Consider the following 15,901-nt stretch of genomic DNA (forward strand, 5'->3'; position numbering starts at 1 on the left):
CCGGTCAGGGCTTGTCGGCCTCCCACCAATAGGGCTGGCGCTTGCGGTCGCCCGTCTCGGCTTCGTTCATCGTCAGCGGATCGTAGAGCCGCCCACCCAGCATCACGCGATGGATTTTCTCGGTATTGCGGATGTCCTGGGTCGGGTCAGCATCGAGGATCAGCAGGTCGGCGAGTTTGCCCGCCTCGATCGATCCGACATCCTTGCCATAGCCCAATGAGGTGGCGGGCATGATCGTCGCCGCGCGCAGCGCGTCGATATTGCTCCAGCCGCCGCGGACGAACGACCAGATTTCCCAATGCGCGCCCAGGCCCGCCTGCTGGCCGTGCGCGCCGATCGAGACCATCCGGCCCGTCTGAGCGATCTTCCACGACTGGCGGGCCGAATCATCGTCGACATAGTCGCCTTCGGGCGCGATCACGCGGCGTTTGTTGTTCGCGGCCAATTCGGCTGGCGGCGCGTGCCGCGACAGGATCGGTTGCTCCCACACATTGGTGTGCGCGCGCCAATAGGGATCGCCCGCCGGCCCGCCGTATGTGACGACGAGTGTGGGCGTATAGTCGACATTGGTCTGGCCCCAGAGCTGGACGAGATCATTGTAGAAAACATGCAGCGGAACATTATGCTCGACCGTCGAATTGCCGTCCTGGATCAACGATACGTCCTGCGTGAAGAGCGATCCGCCCTCGGGCACGACCTCCATACCCTCGGCCTGCGCGGCCTTGACGACCATCTGGCGCTGTTCACGGCGTGGCTGATTGTAGTTTTTGACGCTGTGCGCCCCCTGCGCCTTCAACCGGCGCACATGCGCGAGCGCGTCCTCGTAGCTTTCGATTTCGGCATAAATGCCCGCCGCTTTCGCGCCATAGATGACTTCACCGGTCGAAAAGATGCGCGGCGCAAGGATCAGGCCCGCACGCTGCATCTCGGAGGAGACGAAGATTTCCGATGCGCGCGATGATGGATTGTGGCTCGTGGTCGTTCCCATCGCGAGATTGGCGATTTCGGACCAATTCTGCTGGGGCACCAGTTCGTCGTCGCCGTGCGGCCCATGGGCGTGCGCATCGACGAAACCAGGGACGATCGTCTTGCCCGTCGCGTCGACCGTGGTCGCGCCGGCTGGCACCGCGATGGCGCCTGCCGGCCCCACCGCGGTAATGCGATCCCCCTCGATCACGATTGCCCCATTGTCGATGATGCCGCCATCCTTTGTTGCCATGGTGACGATCCTGGCTCCGGTCACGACCACCGTGCCCTTGGGCTTGGCCGAAGCCTGCGTCATCGCCAGCGACACGCCCTCAGTCGGCGGGGCGAATTTCGGCGCCTTGTCGTCGGGCGGCGCGCTGGTGAAAAAGCTCGCGAGGTCGGCGCTGTAAAGCGTTGGCCCGCGACTCCAATGCAGCTTGCTCCCGCCGTTGGACCAGTGGACATAATCGGCGCCGCTGCCGCTGACGCGAGTTACCGGAAGCGCCGCGCTCTTGGTGCTCAGCGTCACATCCTGTCCACCCGGCATAAGCGGGGTGACGTAAGCGTCGTAATTCTGCCGAAAAGCGAGGGTGCGGCCATCGGGCGAGATCTCATAATCGCTGACAAGCTCTCCGCTGGCGTGGACGCGCTTGTCTTGCCCGTGCAGATCGGTGCTGACCAGCTGGCTCTTTCCGTCGGCGCTCGCGACCATGAAGATCCGTTCGTTGTCGGCGCCGAATTGCGGCTTGGCCCCATTGTCGCTGACGCGCTGCGGGTCGCCGCCCGCCGCGGCGACGCGGTAAATGCCCGGATTCTCGCCCCAGCGTTCGGACCGCAGGCCGCCGCCGCCGCGTTTTTCGAAGGCGATCGTCTTTCCATCCGGCGAGAAACGCGGTTCGGCAAAATGGCCGGGCGTCGCCGTGACCTTGCGCGAAGCACCGCCACCGGCGGCGACGACGTGGACCTCGCCCAGCCCGGAATCGGTCCAGCGAACGAAGGTGACTTGCCGCCCGTCGCGCGACCAGCTCGGCCACAGCTCGAAGGAGCCGTCCTTGGCGTCGGTCAGGCGCCGCGCCGCGCCGCCGGTCGCGGGTTTCACCCACAGTTTGCCGAGCGTTTCGAACACGACACTCCGCCCATCGGGCGACACTTCGGCCCAGCGCGGCATTTTGGTCGTAAAGCTGTCGGGGGCGACATCGACGGTGGGGTGCGTCGCGTCGATGATGACGCGGTCGTCGTCGATCGCGAATGGGATCACGCGCGCCTCGCCGCCATCGCCGCTGACGCGCCGCAGCTTGCCGCCCGCCCAAAAGACGATGTCCTTGCTGTCAGGGGTCCAGCTCATGTTCGGATAGACGCCGGTGACCGCCCAGGTTTCCTGCACATCCTGGTCGAGCGCATCGTAAACCTTGCGCTCGGTGCCCGACGCGAGATCCTTCACATAGAGTTTCGACTGGGTCGCTTCGCGGCGGACATAGGCGAGGCGTTTGCCGTCGGGGGAGGGCGACGGCCGGACCGCGCCGCCCGGGCCGCCGGCGACCGTGGTCACTTCGCCATCGTTCAGATCGTAGCGTTCGATATGAAAGAGGTCGGTGTTGCTGTCCTGCGCATATTCGAAAATCGGGCCCGGCGTTACATTCCGCGTGTAATAGACGCCCTTGCCATCGGGCGCGAAGGTCGGCTCGCCGAGTTCCTTCTGGTGACGCTCGTTCGGCTTCTTGACCAAAGGGACCCCGGCGCCGCCCGAGACGTGATACATCCACACCTCGCCAGTGCCGAGCGAGCGGCCGGTCGTGAAATGCTTTTTCGCCACGATGAACTGGCCGTCCGGGCTCCAGCTCGGCTGGTTGAGCAGGCGGAAATCCTCCTTCGATATCTGGCGTTTGTCGCTGCCGTCGCGGTTCATCAGCCAGATATTGTCGCCGCCACCGGCATCGGAAACGAAGGCAATGCGCGTGCCGTCGGGCGAGAATCGCGGTTGGTGCTCGTAGGCAAGGCCCTCGGCGATACGCGTCGGCGTGCCGCCCGCGATCGGCATTGTGTAAATATCGCCCAAAAGATCGAAGGCGATAGTGCCGCCATCCGGCGCCACGTCGACGTTCATCCAGCTGCCCTCGTCCACCGCGATCGGTACCTTGCGCGTCACCATGCCGGGCGGCGCATTGACGTCCCATTTCTCAGGTTTGGCGTCCGGGGACGGGGGGGCCGTCTGAGCCCAAGCCGAGGTCGAACAAGCCAAAGTCGCCGCGAGAGCGAGAGCGAAGCGCGTCATGAAGCATCCCCTGTTTGAATTTTCGTATACCATATGCTCTGGCGGCGAACATGCAAGCGACAGGTTTCGACGAAGAACTGGTAGCGTCGACGGGCGACTGCTAGCCCGGTCGAAAGAGCGATATAGGGAAGGGGACAGGCGTGCCGTTAAAGGGAATTAGGGTAGTCGACTTCGGCCGCTATATCGCCGGCCCTTACTGCGCCGCGCTTCTCGCCGATTATGGGGCCGACGTGATCCGGATCGAGGCCCCCGGCGGCAATGACGATCGCTTTACCGTACCGGTGGCCGAGGACGGGTCGGGGGCGATGTTCATGCAGATGAACCGCGCCAAGCGCTGCCTGACGCTGAGACCGGGCAGCCCCGAAGGCCGCGAGATCGTGCGCCGCCTTATCGAAACCGCCGATGTCGTCGTCGCCAACCTCCCGCACGATGCGCTCGTCAAACTCGGGTTGGACTACGACAGCCTCGCCGCGATCAACCCGCGCGTGATCCTCGCGACCGCGTCGGCGTTCGGCAGCGAAGGCCCGCTTTCTAGCCGTGTCGGATTCGATGCCGTGGGGCAGGCGATGTCGGGCACGGTGCATCTCACCGGAACATCTGACCAGCCCTATCGCGCGCAGGTCAATTATGTCGATTTCGGCACCGCGCTCCACTGCGCGTTCGGCGTGATGCTCGCGCTGCGCGAGCGCGAGGCGACGGGGAGGGGGCAATGCGTGTCGGGATCGCTGCTCGGTACTGCGCTGGCGCTGTCGAACGCGCTGACGATCGACCATGCGCTAAACGGCATCGACCGCCAACCGATCGGCAATCGCAGCTTCAGTTCGGGGCCCACCGACCTGTTCCGCACCCGCGACGGCTGGATTGTCACGCAAATCGTCGGCAGCGGCATCTTCGCGCGGTGGGCGACGCTGGTCGGCCATCCCGAACTGGTGGACGATCCGCGCTACGCCAGCGACATATTGCGCGGCGACAATGGCGAGCAACTGAGTACGATTATGCAGCGATGGTGCGCCGATCGCACGAGCGCCCAGGCGATCGCCGAGATGGGGGCGGCGCGCATTCCCGCCGCGCCGGTCCTCCGGCCGGGCGAAGCACTCGCGCAGCCGCAGGTGGCGGCGATGGGGTTGGTCGAGCCGGTGGACTATCCGGGCGCGAACGCGCCTGTTCCCATCATCCGTGCGCCCATGGTCCTTTCCGGCAGCGAGAAGGCCGATCCGGTGCGCGCGCCGAAGGTCGGCGAGCATAGCGACGCGATCCTCGCCGAACTAGGCTATGACGCCGACGCGATCACGGCTCTGCGCGCCGCGAAGATAATTTGAGCGGGGAAGGGTGGACAAAAGGCCGCCACCCATTAAATTACCGGTCAGTATAAAAATCAGCCCAGGAGCCTCCGATGATCGACAACAGCGAATATGTGCCGCCCAAAATCTGGACATGGGACAAGGAAAGCGGAGGACGTTTCGCCAACATCAACCGCCCGATCGCCGGGCCGACGCACGACAAGGATTTGCCGGTCGGCAAACATCCGCTGCAACTCTATTCGCTCGGCACGCCCAATGGCGTGAAGGTCACCGTCATGCTCGAGGAATTGCTCGCGGCGGGGCACAGCGGGGCCGAATATGACGCCTGGCTGATCAATATCGGCGAGGGCGACCAGTTTTCGAGCGGCTTCGTCGGCGCCAACCCGAACAGCAAGATTCCGGCGCTTGTCGACCGGAGTGGTCCTGACCCGATTCGCGTGTTCGAATCGGGCGCGATCCTGATCCACCTCGCCGAAAAATTCGGCGCTTTCCTGCCGGCCGAACCCGCGGCGCGCGCCGAAACCCTGTCGTGGCTGATGTGGCAGATGGGCAGCGCGCCCTTCCTCGGCGGCGGCTTTGGCCACTTCTTTGCCTATGCGCCCTTCAAGCAGGAATATCCTATCAACCGCTATGCGATGGAAGTGAAGCGCCAGCTCGACGTGCTCGACCGGCGCCTCGCGGATAATGAATATATCGCCGGCACCGATTATTCGGTCGCCGACATGGCGATCTGGCCTTGGTATGGCGCGCTGGCCAAAGGGCTCGTCTATGACGCCGGCGAGTTCTTGCAGGTCGACGACTATAAGAATGTCCAACGCTGGACCGACCAGATCGCCGCGCGTCCGGCGGTAAAGCGCGGCCGGATGGTCAATCGCGTTACGGGCGATCCCGCAAGCCAGCTCCATGAACGTCACGATGCGTCGGACTTCGACCTCAAGACGCAGGACAAGTTGCAGGACGCCGAATGATGCGCATTTTTTGCGCAATGGCCGCGCCGGACAATTAGCCCTCTCTTAAGCCCTGCCATCGACCTGCCGAAATCGGGGCGATCGATGCCGGCGACAAATATGTAAAATATGCAAAAGCGGCGCCGAGTTTTCTCGACGCCGCTTTTATTTCGCCGCGCCATGCTTGCGGCATGACAGGTTCGATCAGACTTGCGCGGCGCGTCCGCAATCCCGCCTCAAGCGGCCTTACCCTGGCGCGCGAGGAGCGTGGCGCCGCCATCGTCGAAATGGCGCTGGTGCTGCCGCTGCTCCTCGCGTTGCTGATGGGCGTCCTCGTCTACGGCCAATATTTCATGCTCGCGCACAGCGTCCAGCAGGCGGCGAACGACGGCGCGCGGGCTTCGATCGCCGGGCTGGACGCCGCCGACCGCCGGGCCGTCGCGACACGGGCGGTGGGGCGCAGTCTTGGGGCTGTGACTGGAACGCACGCGGTTGCCGTTTCGGAAACCGCGGGAGCGATCACCGTCGCCGTCACCTTTACCGTTCCCGAAGACAGTTTCCTGCGATCGGCGTTCGTGCCGTCGCCGGGCAACATCATCCGCGCCCGCGCGACCTTCGAACTCCCGGTGGACTGAACATGGCCAAGGCTTTCCCTCTTCGCCGATTGATCGGTAATCGCCATGCGGGCGTCAGCATATCGGTCGCGTTCGGGATGACGATGCTGATCGGATCGGCGGCGCTTGCGGTCGATGTCGGCTCGCTCTATCTCGACCGTCGGAAACTGCAGGGCATTGCCGATGCAGCAGCCCTCTCGGCAGCCGCGCGGCCCGGCGAGGAGCGTGCGGCCGCAGAGCGCATAATCGCCGCGAATTGCGATTGCGACATCCGGATATCCGCGCTTACGCCCGGCACCTATGTCGCCGACCCCGGGATCCCGGCCGAACAACGGTTCGCCGAGGGGGGGGCTTCACCCAACGCCGTGCGGATCGTCGTGACGCGGAACCGCCCGCTCTTCTTTGGCAGCTTCTTGACGGGACGAAACGACACCCTCATTCGCGCCACCGCGACCGGTGCGCGGCGTGGCTATGCTGCATTCTCCCTCGGTTCGCGGGTGGCGGCGGTCAACGGCGGACTGCCCAATGCCCTGCTCTCGGGGCTGACGGGCAGCCAGCTCAGCCTCTCGTTGATGGACTATAACGCGCTCGCGAGCACCGACATCGATCTGCTTGCCTTTTCCGATGCGCTCCGCACCGAGATTGGCGCCGATGTGCTGACCTTCGGCCAAACGCTCGATACGCAGGTGACGTTGCCGCAAGTCGTCTCGGCCCTCGCGCGCGCCTCGGACGGCCGGACAGCTTCCGCACTCGAACATATTGCCGACCGCGCCCTGCCGCGTGCCCTGCTGCCCTCCCGGGCGATCGATCTCGGGCCGCGATCGTCGGGCATTCGCGTCGATGCGGCAAATCCGGTCAAGGTTAATGCGCTCGGCTTGCTGCGCACGATGTTGCTGCTCGGCAACGCCAACCGACAGGTCGATCTGTCGGTCGAAAGCAATTTGCCGGGCGGATCGGGAATCGATATCGCGTTGATGATCGGCGAACCGCCCGCCAACGCGCCGCTGATCGCGGTGACCGATACCAACGATGTGGTCGTGCGGACCGCGCAGGTGCGGCTCATGCTCGATACGCGCATTGCGACGCCGCTCGCGAGCATCCATCTGCCGGTTCTGGCGGAACTCGGATCGGCCTCGGCGCGGATTTCGGATATCGACTGTGCGCCGAACAGCAGTGCGGCGGTATCGCTCGCGGTCGTCACGTCCCCCGCAAAGGTGGCGCTCGGGACGGTCGCCGAGGCGGATTTCCAGGACATGCAACGCCCACTCGATCCGCAACGTGCGCGCGTCGTGAAATTGCCGCTCGTCAGCGTCGATGCCGAAGCCGAACTGGTCCTGTCCGATCTGAACGAAAAACAGGTCGATTTCTCGCGTAGCGACATCGAGGACGGGAAGGTCAAGACCGTATCGAGCACCGGGCTCGTGGCGGGCGCGGCGAAGTCGCTGGCGGACCGGATGGAACTGCGGGTCAATGCACTCGGTCTCGGGCTGGACCTCAAGGCGCTGACGGGAGTGGTCGGCGAAACAGTCGGCCTCGCCGCGCCGGCAATCGACGGCGTGTTGTCCGACCTCACGGGATTGCTCGGCGTCCAGATCGGTCAGGCCGATTCGCGAATCAACGCGTTGCGTTGCGGCAAGGCAAAACTGGTTTGACGCCGGTTCGGCACCAGAACGGCGACGTCGAGCCAAATCGGGCGAAGCTGCCATGCGACCCCGTCACGATATCGCCCATAATATCCGTACCATCCGCAGCGTTCGGGACAGGATCATGGCGACAGCGCACGAGCCGCAAAGGGTATCGGCCGCAGAATTCATACGGGGTTTCGCAAACTGGCGGCTTCAATCTGCACGCAAACCCGTGGTCGTGACGCATCACGGCAAGGATGCGCATGTCCTGATATCGCTCGACGATTATCGCCGTCTCGGCGGCGATAGCCAAACCGGCCCGGCGCCGGCGGGCAATCTGCAGGACTCGCTTGCGTCGATCGTCGATTGTCTGCGCGACGGCGCAATCGTGATCGATCGCGAATGGCGCATCCTGTCCGTCAATCCGGCAGCCAGCGACATGGCCGAGCGTCCCGCCGCCTCGCTGATCGGCGACCATCTTGCATCGGCATTGCCGCAACTGGCAGAAAGCCTGCTGTTCCAGCGCATCATCCGGCTGATCGATCATCGCGAGCGCTTTTCGGGGGATGTCCCCGGCATCCTGCGTCCGCGCCAGTGGCTGCACATCGACCTCGTCCCCCTGCCGGTTGGCGGGGCCATTTTGTTGCGCGACGTCAGCGACGCGATGGAAAGCTTCGCATCGGCCGACATGCGGCAGGCGCTTGCGACCGCGGTGGATATCGATGGCGCGATCGGACACGCCCGGCTTTCGGTGCGCGAAACGATCGAAGCAGCGAACGACACCTTGACCGGGATGGTCGGCGTCGACGCCGTCGCGATCCGCCGGGTCCGGTTTTCCGCGCTCCTCGCGCTCGGCCGCCGCGCGGCGTTTGCCGAGGCGATAGAGGGCGTTTTCCGCAGCGGCCAACCCGTTCGCGTCGCGTCGCAAATCGTGACGCGCGAGGGGGAGGCGCTCGACGTGGTCCTGTCGATCGCCGAAATACGCGGCGCCTATGCAAGTGAAGGCGCCATCGTCCTCGTCACCCGCGCGCGCGCAGACTGACAATCATCCCCGAAAGCCTTTTACTCACTCCGCCTGCGCGGGGGCGCGTCGACGTGCTGGACAAGGGGCTGGAAGTTGGCGAGGTTGCCGCGCAGTGCGTAGCGAAATACAACTTACCTTTACGTAAGCGTGAACCGATAATATAAGGGCGCAATTGCCCAAGGGAGAATCGTCATGGACATGGAGTTCAGCCCCGAAGACCTGGCCTTCCAGCAGGAAGTGCGCCAGTTCATCGCCGAAAATTACCCCGCGGAACTCCGCGGAAAACAGGATGAAGGCGAGGAGCTGTCCAAGGAAGACTTCCTTGCCTGGCACAAGATCCTGCACAAAAAGGGCTGGATCGCGCCCGCGTGGCCGGTCGAATATGGCGGCACCGGCTGGACGCCGACGCAGCGCTTCATCTGGTCGGAGGAAACCGCGCGCGCCGACTGTATCCGCCTGATGCCCTTTGGCCTCGCGATGGTCGGTCCGGTCATCTACACTTTCGGCACGCCCGAGCAGAAAGCCCATTTCCTGCCGCGCATCCTGTCGGGCGAGGACTGGTGGTGCCAGGGCTATTCGGAACCGGGTTCGGGGTCGGATCTTGCCAGCCTGCGCACCACGGCCGTTTCGGATGGCGACGATTATATCGTCAACGGGCAGAAAACCTGGACGACGCTGGCGCAGCACGCCGACTGGGGCTTCTTCCTCGTCCGCACCGACAAGGACGCCAAGCAACAGGAAGGCATTTCCTTCCTGCTTATCGATATGAAATCGCCCGGCATCACCGTGCGCCCGATCATCACGCTGGGCGGCGAGCATGAAGTCAACGAAGTGTGGCTGGAGGACGTCCGCGTTCCCAAGTCGCAGCGCGTCTATGAAGAAAACAAGGGCTGGACCTGCGCCAAGTTCCTACTCGCGCACGAACGCACCGGCATCGCCGGCGTCGCCGCGTCGAAGCGCGGGATCGAGAAGGTGAAGCAAATCGCGCGCACCGAACTCGACGGCGACAAGCCGCTGATCGCCAACGCTTTCTTCAAGCGCAAGCTCGCCGACCTCGAGGTCGACCTGACCGCGCTCGAATTTACCGAACTGCGCAGCCTTGCCGGCGCCAATGCGGGCAAGGGACCGGGACCCGAATCGAGCCTGCTCAAGATCAAGGGGTCGGAAATCCAGCAGCGGTTGACAGAACTGACGCTCGAAGCCGTCGGCCATTATGGCGCCCCCTATTTCCGCGGATTCGGAGAGGGCGACAACGAGCATCCGATCGGGCCCGATTATGCGCACCGCGCCGCGCCGACCTATTTCAACATGCGCAAGACGACGATCTATGGCGGATCGAACGAGATCCAGCGCAACATCATCGCGAAGATGGTTTTGGGGCTCTGACCCGAAACCACCCCGGACCCGGTCCGGGGTCTCCATCGGCCCTGAGGGCCGTGTGCGGCAATGGGCCCCGGCTTGCGCCCGGGAACACGGAAAAGAGATAGACGAAATGGATTTCACCTACACCGAAACGCAGGACATGATCCGCGACACGCTCGCCCGCTTTCTGGGCGACACCTATGATTTCGAAATGCGCCAGAAGTTCATCAATTCCGACAGCGGTCGCGATCCGGCGATCTGGACCGCGCTGGCGCAGGAACTCGGCATGCTGGGTGCCTCCTTTGCCGAGGAGCATGGCGGGCTGGGCGGCGGCGCGCTCGAAAATGCCATCGTGATGGAAGAACTGGGCAAGGTTATCGGGATCGAGCCCTACCTGCCGACCGTGGTGATAGCGGGCGGCGCGCTGAAGGCCGTCGGCGGCGCGCAGGCCGACGCGATGATCCCCGAGATTATCGCGGGCAATGCGATTATCGCCTTTGCCTATGCCGAGCCGCAGGGGCGCTACGACCTCGGGAATTTGCGCACCACGGCGAAAAAGGACGGCGCCGGTTATGTGCTGAACGGCCACAAGGGCGTCGTTTATGCCGCGCCTTGGGCGACGCACCTGCTCGTCACCGCGCGCACCGGCGGAGACCAGCGTGATCGCGACGGCGTTTCGCTGTTCCTGATCGACGCCAACCTGCCGGGTATCGTTCGCCGCGACTATCCGACTGTCGACGGGAACCGCGCGTCCGAAATCTATTTCGAGAATGTCGCGATCCCCGGCGACGCGTTGCTGGGCGGCGAGGGTGCCGGCCTCCCCATCATTGAACAGACCGTCGACGAGGCAACCGTCGCGGTGTGCGCCGAAGCGACCGGCGTGATGCAGAAACTGCACGAAGGCACGCTGGAATATACGCAGCAGCGCAAGCAGTTCGGCGTGCCGATCGCGAAATTCCAGGTGTTGCAGCACCGCATGGTCGATATGTTCATGGAGGTCGAGCAGGCGCGGTCGATGACGATCATGGGCACGCTGAAGCTGGGCCTGCCCGCGAACGAACGCATGGCGGCGGTTTCGGCGGCCAAGGCAAAGGTCGGACGCGGCGCCAATTTCGTCGGACAGAATGCCATCCAGACGCACGGCGGCATCGGCATCACGCAGGAACTGGCGATCGGCCATTATTTCAAGCGCGCCACGATAATCGAAGGCCAGTTCGGCAGCGTCGATCATCATATGGACCGGTACGAACGGATCGTGCTGGCGGACTGACGGCGCGCGCGATCGGGTGGCGTGCTCGGATCGCGTTGCGACGCGGTATCCGTTGACGACGGCACACGATCGATAGTTGCCATAAATCCTCCCTGTGGCGAAGCCATGGGGAGGTGGCAGCGCGAAGCGCTGACGGAGGGGCAAATGGCGCGACGTTGCAGCCCCTCCACCACGCCCTGGGGGCGCGGTCCCCCTCCCCACCGCGTCGCGACATGGAGGACTTTATCGTCCGCTAACCACCCCAAAGCCGGCGCCGGCAAAAAGGCCTTTCCTACAATATTCGGCTATGCCAGCGTTCATACCGGCTCTTTCAAGCGGTAGATAAAGGCGGTTGCTGGCTCGCTTGCGCATGCGGTCGCGGCTGACGCGTCCCGTACCCCTGCGACGTCAAATCGGGCGGCGCACAAGGCTGACCTTTACTGACCTTTGGATCGAGATGCGGTCCTCACGCCGCACCGATCCTGGACAAATCCCGCTGACGCGTGTCGGCTCCGCAGTCACCAGCCGTGCTATTGCCCCGCCAGTCGCACGAAGCGCATTGCGCCTTCGGCGCGGTGGAGCGTCAGGCCATGGTCCGTTCTTTCGGCGCAGGCGTCGGAAAAATCGACCACGCCGATATCATTGGGCTCGATGATCACGCGCAGCTTGCCGCCGTCGGCCTCGGTCAGTTCGTAGCGCGGAGCGGTGATGCCATAGATCGGCTCGCGCAGTTCGGCCCAGCGCGGGATTCGCTTGTCGCCCTCGGGCATCGTCCAGCCATCGTCCTGCGTATAGCCTTCGGCCGTTTCGCCGCTGTCGAAGCCGATCACGAAATCGACGCCGGCGACGCCGCGGCCGTTGGGCCAGGTGACAAGCAAGGTGGGAACGGCGCCGTCGATTGCGAGCGGCATCCCCTTGCGCATCGCGGGCGGCACCGGCCTGGGATCGGTGGTCAGGCAAATCATTTCGCCGCGCGCTTGCCAGCGGCCCTCGGCGCGCTCGTCGAGCGCGCCCGCGGCGAGGACATATTGGAAGCGTCCGTCGGTCCGGATCAGCAGGCCGCCGCCGACATCGGGCCCCTCCGCCAGCGCATATTCGCCGACAAAGGGCGAGTCCTGCGCGGCGGCGGGTGTCGTGATCAGCGCGAGGGCGAAAAGGAGCGTTCGCATTCGGCGACCATGCGGCGGCGAGCGCGCAGATGCCAGCCCCTTTCCACAATTGCCGCCACCTGCTAGGCGCCCGCGCCATGTCCAAGCATTCCGACCGCCGCACCTTTGCCATCATCTCGCACCCCGACGCGGGCAAGACGACGCTGACCGAGAAATTGCTCGTCGCGGGCGGCGCTATTCATATGGCGGGCGAGGTGAAGGCGCGCGGGGCCGCGCGGCGCGCGCGTTCGGACTGGATGAAGATCGAGCAGCAGCGCGGCATTTCGGTGACGTCGTCGGTGATGACATTCGAACATGCGGGGCTGGTGTTCAACCTGCTCGACACGCCGGGGCACGAAGATTTCTCGGAAGACACCTACCGCACACTGACCGCCGTCGACAGTGCAGTGATGGTGATCGACGCCGCGAAGGGCATCGAGCCGCAGACGCTGAAGCTGTTCGAGGTGTGCCGCCTGCGCTCGGTGCCGATCATCACCTTTATCAACAAGGTCGATCGCGAGGGCCTGCCGCCGTTCGAGCTGCTCGACGAGGTGGCCGACCGGCTCGCGCTCGACGTTTGCCCGATGAACTGGCCCGCGGGCATGGGCGGGCAGTTCGAAGGGATTTACGACCTGGTCGATCCGGCGATCATGAAGCCCGGCGGCGATGCCTCGCGCATGTATGAGGGCGATCGTTTCAGCGTGTCGGGTCTCGACGACGACGCGCTCGCGGCACGGCTCAGCGCCGACGCGCTTTCGCAGCTCAGGGAAGAAACCGAACTCGCCTCGGCCTGCTATGCGTCTTTCGATGCGGCGGCCTACCGCAGCGGCGACCTGACGCCGGTCTATTTCGGCTCGGCGCTCAAGGAGTTCGGCGTCGTCGACCTGCTCAATGCCCTTGCGTCGCATGCTCCGGGCCCGCAGCCGCAGCCCGCCGAACCGGCGCCCGTCCAGCCGGATGACGAGGCCGTGACCGGCTTCGTGTTCAAGGTGCAGGCAAATATGAATCCCGCGCACCGCGACCGCATCGCCTTCATGCGCCTCTGTTCGGGCAAGTTCGAACGCGGGATGCGGCTGATGCAGGGCGGCACGGGCAAGGCGATCGCGATCAGCCGCCCGATGCTGTTCCTGGCGCAGGACCGCGAAATGGCCGAAGAGGCCTATCCCGGCGATATCATCGGCATCCCGAACCACGGCACGCTGCGCGTCGGCGATACACTGTCGGAGCGGAGCTATGTGACGATCACCGGCCTGCCGAATTTCGCGCCCGAAATCCTGCGCCGCGTCGCGCTGGTCGACCCGACCAAGACCAAGCAGTTGAGAAAAGCGCTCGACGACATGGCGGAGGAGGGGATCATTCAGGTCTTCTATCCAGAAATCGGCGCGAACATGATCGTCGGAGTCGTCGGCCAGTTACAATTGGAGGTGCTGATCAGCCGGTTGGAGGCCGAATATAAGGTCGAGGCCAAGCTGGAACAGTCGCCGTGGGACACCGCGCGCTGGATCGCGAGCGACGATCCGGCGGCGCTGAAAGCCTTCCAGGCCGACCATCGCGGGGCCTCGGCGACCGACCGCGACGGCGCGCCGGTGTTCATGGCGAAGGACGCATGGGAAGTCGGCTATGTAACGCAGCGCCACCCCGCGATCCGCTTTACAGCGACGAAAGAGCGGGTGTTCGCCGACGCGGGTTGATCGATCCGGCCAGTTCCGCCACCATGCTCCCACTGTCGGCAGAGGTGGGGGTATCGATGCACAGAGGGATTTTGACGCTTGCACTGGCGGCGCTGGGGGCGCCGGCGGGGGCCCAGGCGCCCGTCGAACTGCCGATCGCGCCGGGTTTCTGGACCAACGACGATCAGGCGTGCGCCACGGCGCGCTATGGCTATATTTTCGACGGCACGCGCTGGGGCTCGGTCTATTATTACGGGCCGACCGGCAATCTGGGACCGGCGGCTGAATTGCAGCCGATCACGCAGACGCGCGCCGTAGGCGATGGTTTTATCCAGATGCAGTTTGGCGGCTTCGACGGAGCGGGCTATTTCCGGCTGAAAGCGACAGGGAAAGGCCGAGCGCTCTATCGCGTCGGTGCACCCTTTCGCGAAGAGATACAGGTTTCGGACGAGGCGCTGATTCACTGCTCCTATCAGGCGATGTCGCCGAAGATGAAGGCGGCAATGCGCCGCTTCGCGCCCGCGCTCGCTAAATAAGGCTGAGCAGGTCGGTGGGGGGCGGGGCCGCGCCCTCCGCCTCTTCCTCCTCGCCCTCAAACTTGCTGAGGGTAATGCCGAGCAGACGGATGCCCTGTCCGGTCGGAAGCAGCGGAGCGAGGATCGCTTCGCCCGCCGCGAGCAGCGAAGTGCCGTCGGCGATGGGGAAGGGGACGGTCCTTGCACGGGTGATCGTCTGGAAATCGGCGTAGCGCAGCTTCAGCGTCACGGTACGGCCGCGCGCGCCCTTTTTTGCTGCGCGGTCCCACACCACCGTACAGACATGCGCGAGCGCCTCGCGGATTTCGGCGTCGGCAATCAGGTCGTTGAAGAAGGTGCGCTCGCCCCCCAGCGATTTGAGCGGGCGGTTCGACTTGACCCGGCGATGGTCGATCCCGCGCGCGAGATTATAGAGCCATTCGGCGCTGTTGCCGAAATGCGTCGCGAGCCACAATGCGTCCTTCGCCGCGAGGTCGGCGCCCGAAAAGACGCCGAGCCCCTCCATCTTTGCCGCGGTGACCGGGCCAATGCCGTGAAAGCGGCGGATCGATAGTGTCTGGACGAAGGCGGCCCCCTTGCCGGGCGGAATCACGGTCAGCCCGTCGGGCTTGTTCTGGTCCGACGCGAGCTTGGCGATGAACTTGTTATAGGACACGCCGGCCGAGGCGGTGAGGCCCGTTTCCTGGGCAATGCGCCGGCGGATCAGCCGCGCGGTGGCGGTGGCGCTGCCGAGTCCCGCCTTGTCGGCGCTGACGTCGAGATAGGCTTCGTCGAGCGACAGCGGCTCGACCTCGTCGGCATAGTCGCGAAAGATCGCGCGGATCCGGTGCGAAACCTCGCGATAGACCTCGAACCGCGGCGGCACGAAGATTAGAGCGGGGCATTGGCGCTTCGCGGTGATGCTGGGCATTGCCGAGCGGACGCCGAACTTGCGCGCCTCGTAACTCGCCGCCGCGACGACGCCGCGCCGTGACGAGCCGCCGACCGCGACGGGCTGCCCCCGCAGCGCCGGATCGTCTCGCTGCTCGACCGAGGCGTAAAAGGCATCCATGTCGACATGGATGATCTTGCGGACCGGGGCGTCCGCACCGTCGCCGGGGTTCTGATCGTCGCTGTCGTGCACGGCGCATCTTTTAACATGTTGCCAACATGTTCTCAATGCCACGCTTGACGCGAGCCGATCAAAA

12 protein-coding genes are annotated in these 15,901 nt (G+C 64.7%); 9 read left to right on the forward strand and 3 right to left on the reverse strand.

The features are described 5' to 3' along the window. Nucleotides 1–4: 4 nt before the first annotated feature. Nucleotides 5–3,238, reverse strand: coding sequence for an amidohydrolase family protein (locus HDC35_RS01020; RefSeq protein WP_184643019.1), 3,234 nt, complete (start codon nt 3,236–3,238; stop codon nt 5–7). A 140-nt stretch (nt 3,239–3,378) separates the two neighbouring features. Between HDC35_RS01020 and HDC35_RS01025 the strand changes: the two genes are divergently transcribed. From HDC35_RS01025 to HDC35_RS01055, 7 genes are all read left to right on the forward strand, one after another. Then, nucleotides 3,379–4,557, forward strand: a complete 1,179-nt coding sequence (locus HDC35_RS01025; RefSeq protein ID WP_184643020.1) for a CaiB/BaiF CoA-transferase family protein — start codon at nt 3,379–3,381, stop codon at nt 4,555–4,557. A gap of 74 nt (nt 4,558–4,631) precedes the next feature. Next, a complete protein-coding gene (gene yghU, locus HDC35_RS01030; RefSeq protein ID WP_184643021.1) occupies nt 4,632–5,507 on the forward strand; it encodes a glutathione-dependent disulfide-bond oxidoreductase in 876 nt (291 codons plus the stop codon). Nucleotides 5,508–5,677: 170 nt separating this feature from the next. Continuing rightward, entirely contained in the window at nt 5,678–6,121 is a 444-nt protein-coding gene (locus tag HDC35_RS01035) for a TadE/TadG family type IV pilus assembly protein (protein WP_184643022.1), read from the forward strand. Between the two features lie 2 nt (nt 6,122–6,123). Continuing rightward, nucleotides 6,124–7,752: a TadG family pilus assembly protein gene (locus HDC35_RS01040; RefSeq protein ID WP_184643023.1), complete on the forward strand. Its 1,629-nt coding sequence runs from the start codon at nt 6,124–6,126 to the stop codon at nt 7,750–7,752. A 115-nt stretch (nt 7,753–7,867) separates the two neighbouring features. Beyond that, a complete protein-coding gene (locus tag HDC35_RS01045; protein WP_184643024.1) occupies nt 7,868–8,767 on the forward strand; it encodes a PAS domain-containing protein in 900 nt (299 codons plus the stop codon). 174 nt (nt 8,768–8,941) lie between these two features. Beyond that, nucleotides 8,942–10,135: an acyl-CoA dehydrogenase family protein gene (locus HDC35_RS01050; protein WP_184643025.1), complete on the forward strand. Its 1,194-nt coding sequence runs from the start codon at nt 8,942–8,944 to the stop codon at nt 10,133–10,135. A gap of 106 nt (nt 10,136–10,241) precedes the next feature. Beyond that, complete coding sequence (locus tag HDC35_RS01055) at nt 10,242–11,381, forward strand: acyl-CoA dehydrogenase family protein (RefSeq protein WP_184643026.1); 1,140 nt, start codon at nt 10,242–10,244, stop codon at nt 11,379–11,381. A 509-nt stretch (nt 11,382–11,890) separates the two neighbouring features. On the opposite strand, the gene HDC35_RS01060 is transcribed toward HDC35_RS01055, so the two are convergent. Beyond that, a complete protein-coding gene (locus tag HDC35_RS01060) occupies nt 11,891–12,529 on the reverse strand; it encodes a hypothetical protein (protein ID WP_184643027.1) in 639 nt (212 codons plus the stop codon). 77 nt (nt 12,530–12,606) lie between these two features. Between HDC35_RS01060 and HDC35_RS01065 the strand changes: the two genes are divergently transcribed. Both HDC35_RS01065 and HDC35_RS01070 read left to right on the forward strand, forming a co-directional pair. Beyond that, nucleotides 12,607–14,199 carry a peptide chain release factor 3 gene (locus tag HDC35_RS01065; RefSeq protein WP_184643028.1) on the forward strand — a complete coding sequence of 531 codons (1,593 nt, stop codon included), beginning with the start codon at nt 12,607–12,609 and terminating at the stop codon, nt 14,197–14,199. A gap of 71 nt (nt 14,200–14,270) precedes the next feature. After that, nucleotides 14,271–14,714 (forward strand): hypothetical protein, encoded by a 444-nt coding sequence (locus HDC35_RS01070; RefSeq protein ID WP_184643029.1) that lies wholly within the window; start codon nt 14,271–14,273, stop codon nt 14,712–14,714. Here HDC35_RS01070 and dinB read toward each other — a convergent pair. Next, nucleotides 14,707–15,837, reverse strand: a complete 1,131-nt coding sequence (gene dinB / locus HDC35_RS01075; RefSeq protein WP_184643030.1) for a DNA polymerase IV — start codon at nt 15,835–15,837, stop codon at nt 14,707–14,709. The genes HDC35_RS01070 and dinB overlap by 8 nt on opposite strands. Nucleotides 15,838–15,901 lie beyond the last annotated feature (64 nt).

Source organism: Sphingopyxis sp. JAI128 (assembly GCF_014207235.1).
GTDB lineage: Bacteria > Pseudomonadota > Alphaproteobacteria > Sphingomonadales > Sphingomonadaceae > Sphingopyxis.

What these genes read in the sequence shown, in the direction of transcription:
- HDC35_RS01020 (WP_184643019.1), bottom strand. Translation starts at nt 3,238, where the DNA reads ATGACGCGCTTCGCTCTCGCTCTCGCGGCGACTTTGGCTTGTTCGACC.
- yghU (WP_184643021.1), top strand. Translation starts at nt 4,632, where the DNA reads ATGATCGACAACAGCGAATATGTGCCGCCCAAAATCTGGACATGGGAC.
- HDC35_RS01060 (WP_184643027.1), bottom strand. Translation starts at nt 12,529, where the DNA reads ATGCGAACGCTCCTTTTCGCCCTCGCGCTGATCACGACACCCGCCGCC.
- HDC35_RS01040 (WP_184643023.1), top strand. Translation starts at nt 6,124, where the DNA reads ATGGCCAAGGCTTTCCCTCTTCGCCGATTGATCGGTAATCGCCATGCG.
- HDC35_RS01045 (WP_184643024.1), top strand. Translation starts at nt 7,868, where the DNA reads ATGGCGACAGCGCACGAGCCGCAAAGGGTATCGGCCGCAGAATTCATA.
- HDC35_RS01035 (WP_184643022.1), top strand. Translation starts at nt 5,678, where the DNA reads ATGACAGGTTCGATCAGACTTGCGCGGCGCGTCCGCAATCCCGCCTCA.
- HDC35_RS01065 (WP_184643028.1), top strand. Translation starts at nt 12,607, where the DNA reads ATGTCCAAGCATTCCGACCGCCGCACCTTTGCCATCATCTCGCACCCC.
- HDC35_RS01055 (WP_184643026.1), top strand. Translation starts at nt 10,242, where the DNA reads ATGGATTTCACCTACACCGAAACGCAGGACATGATCCGCGACACGCTC.
- HDC35_RS01050 (WP_184643025.1), top strand. Translation starts at nt 8,942, where the DNA reads ATGGACATGGAGTTCAGCCCCGAAGACCTGGCCTTCCAGCAGGAAGTG.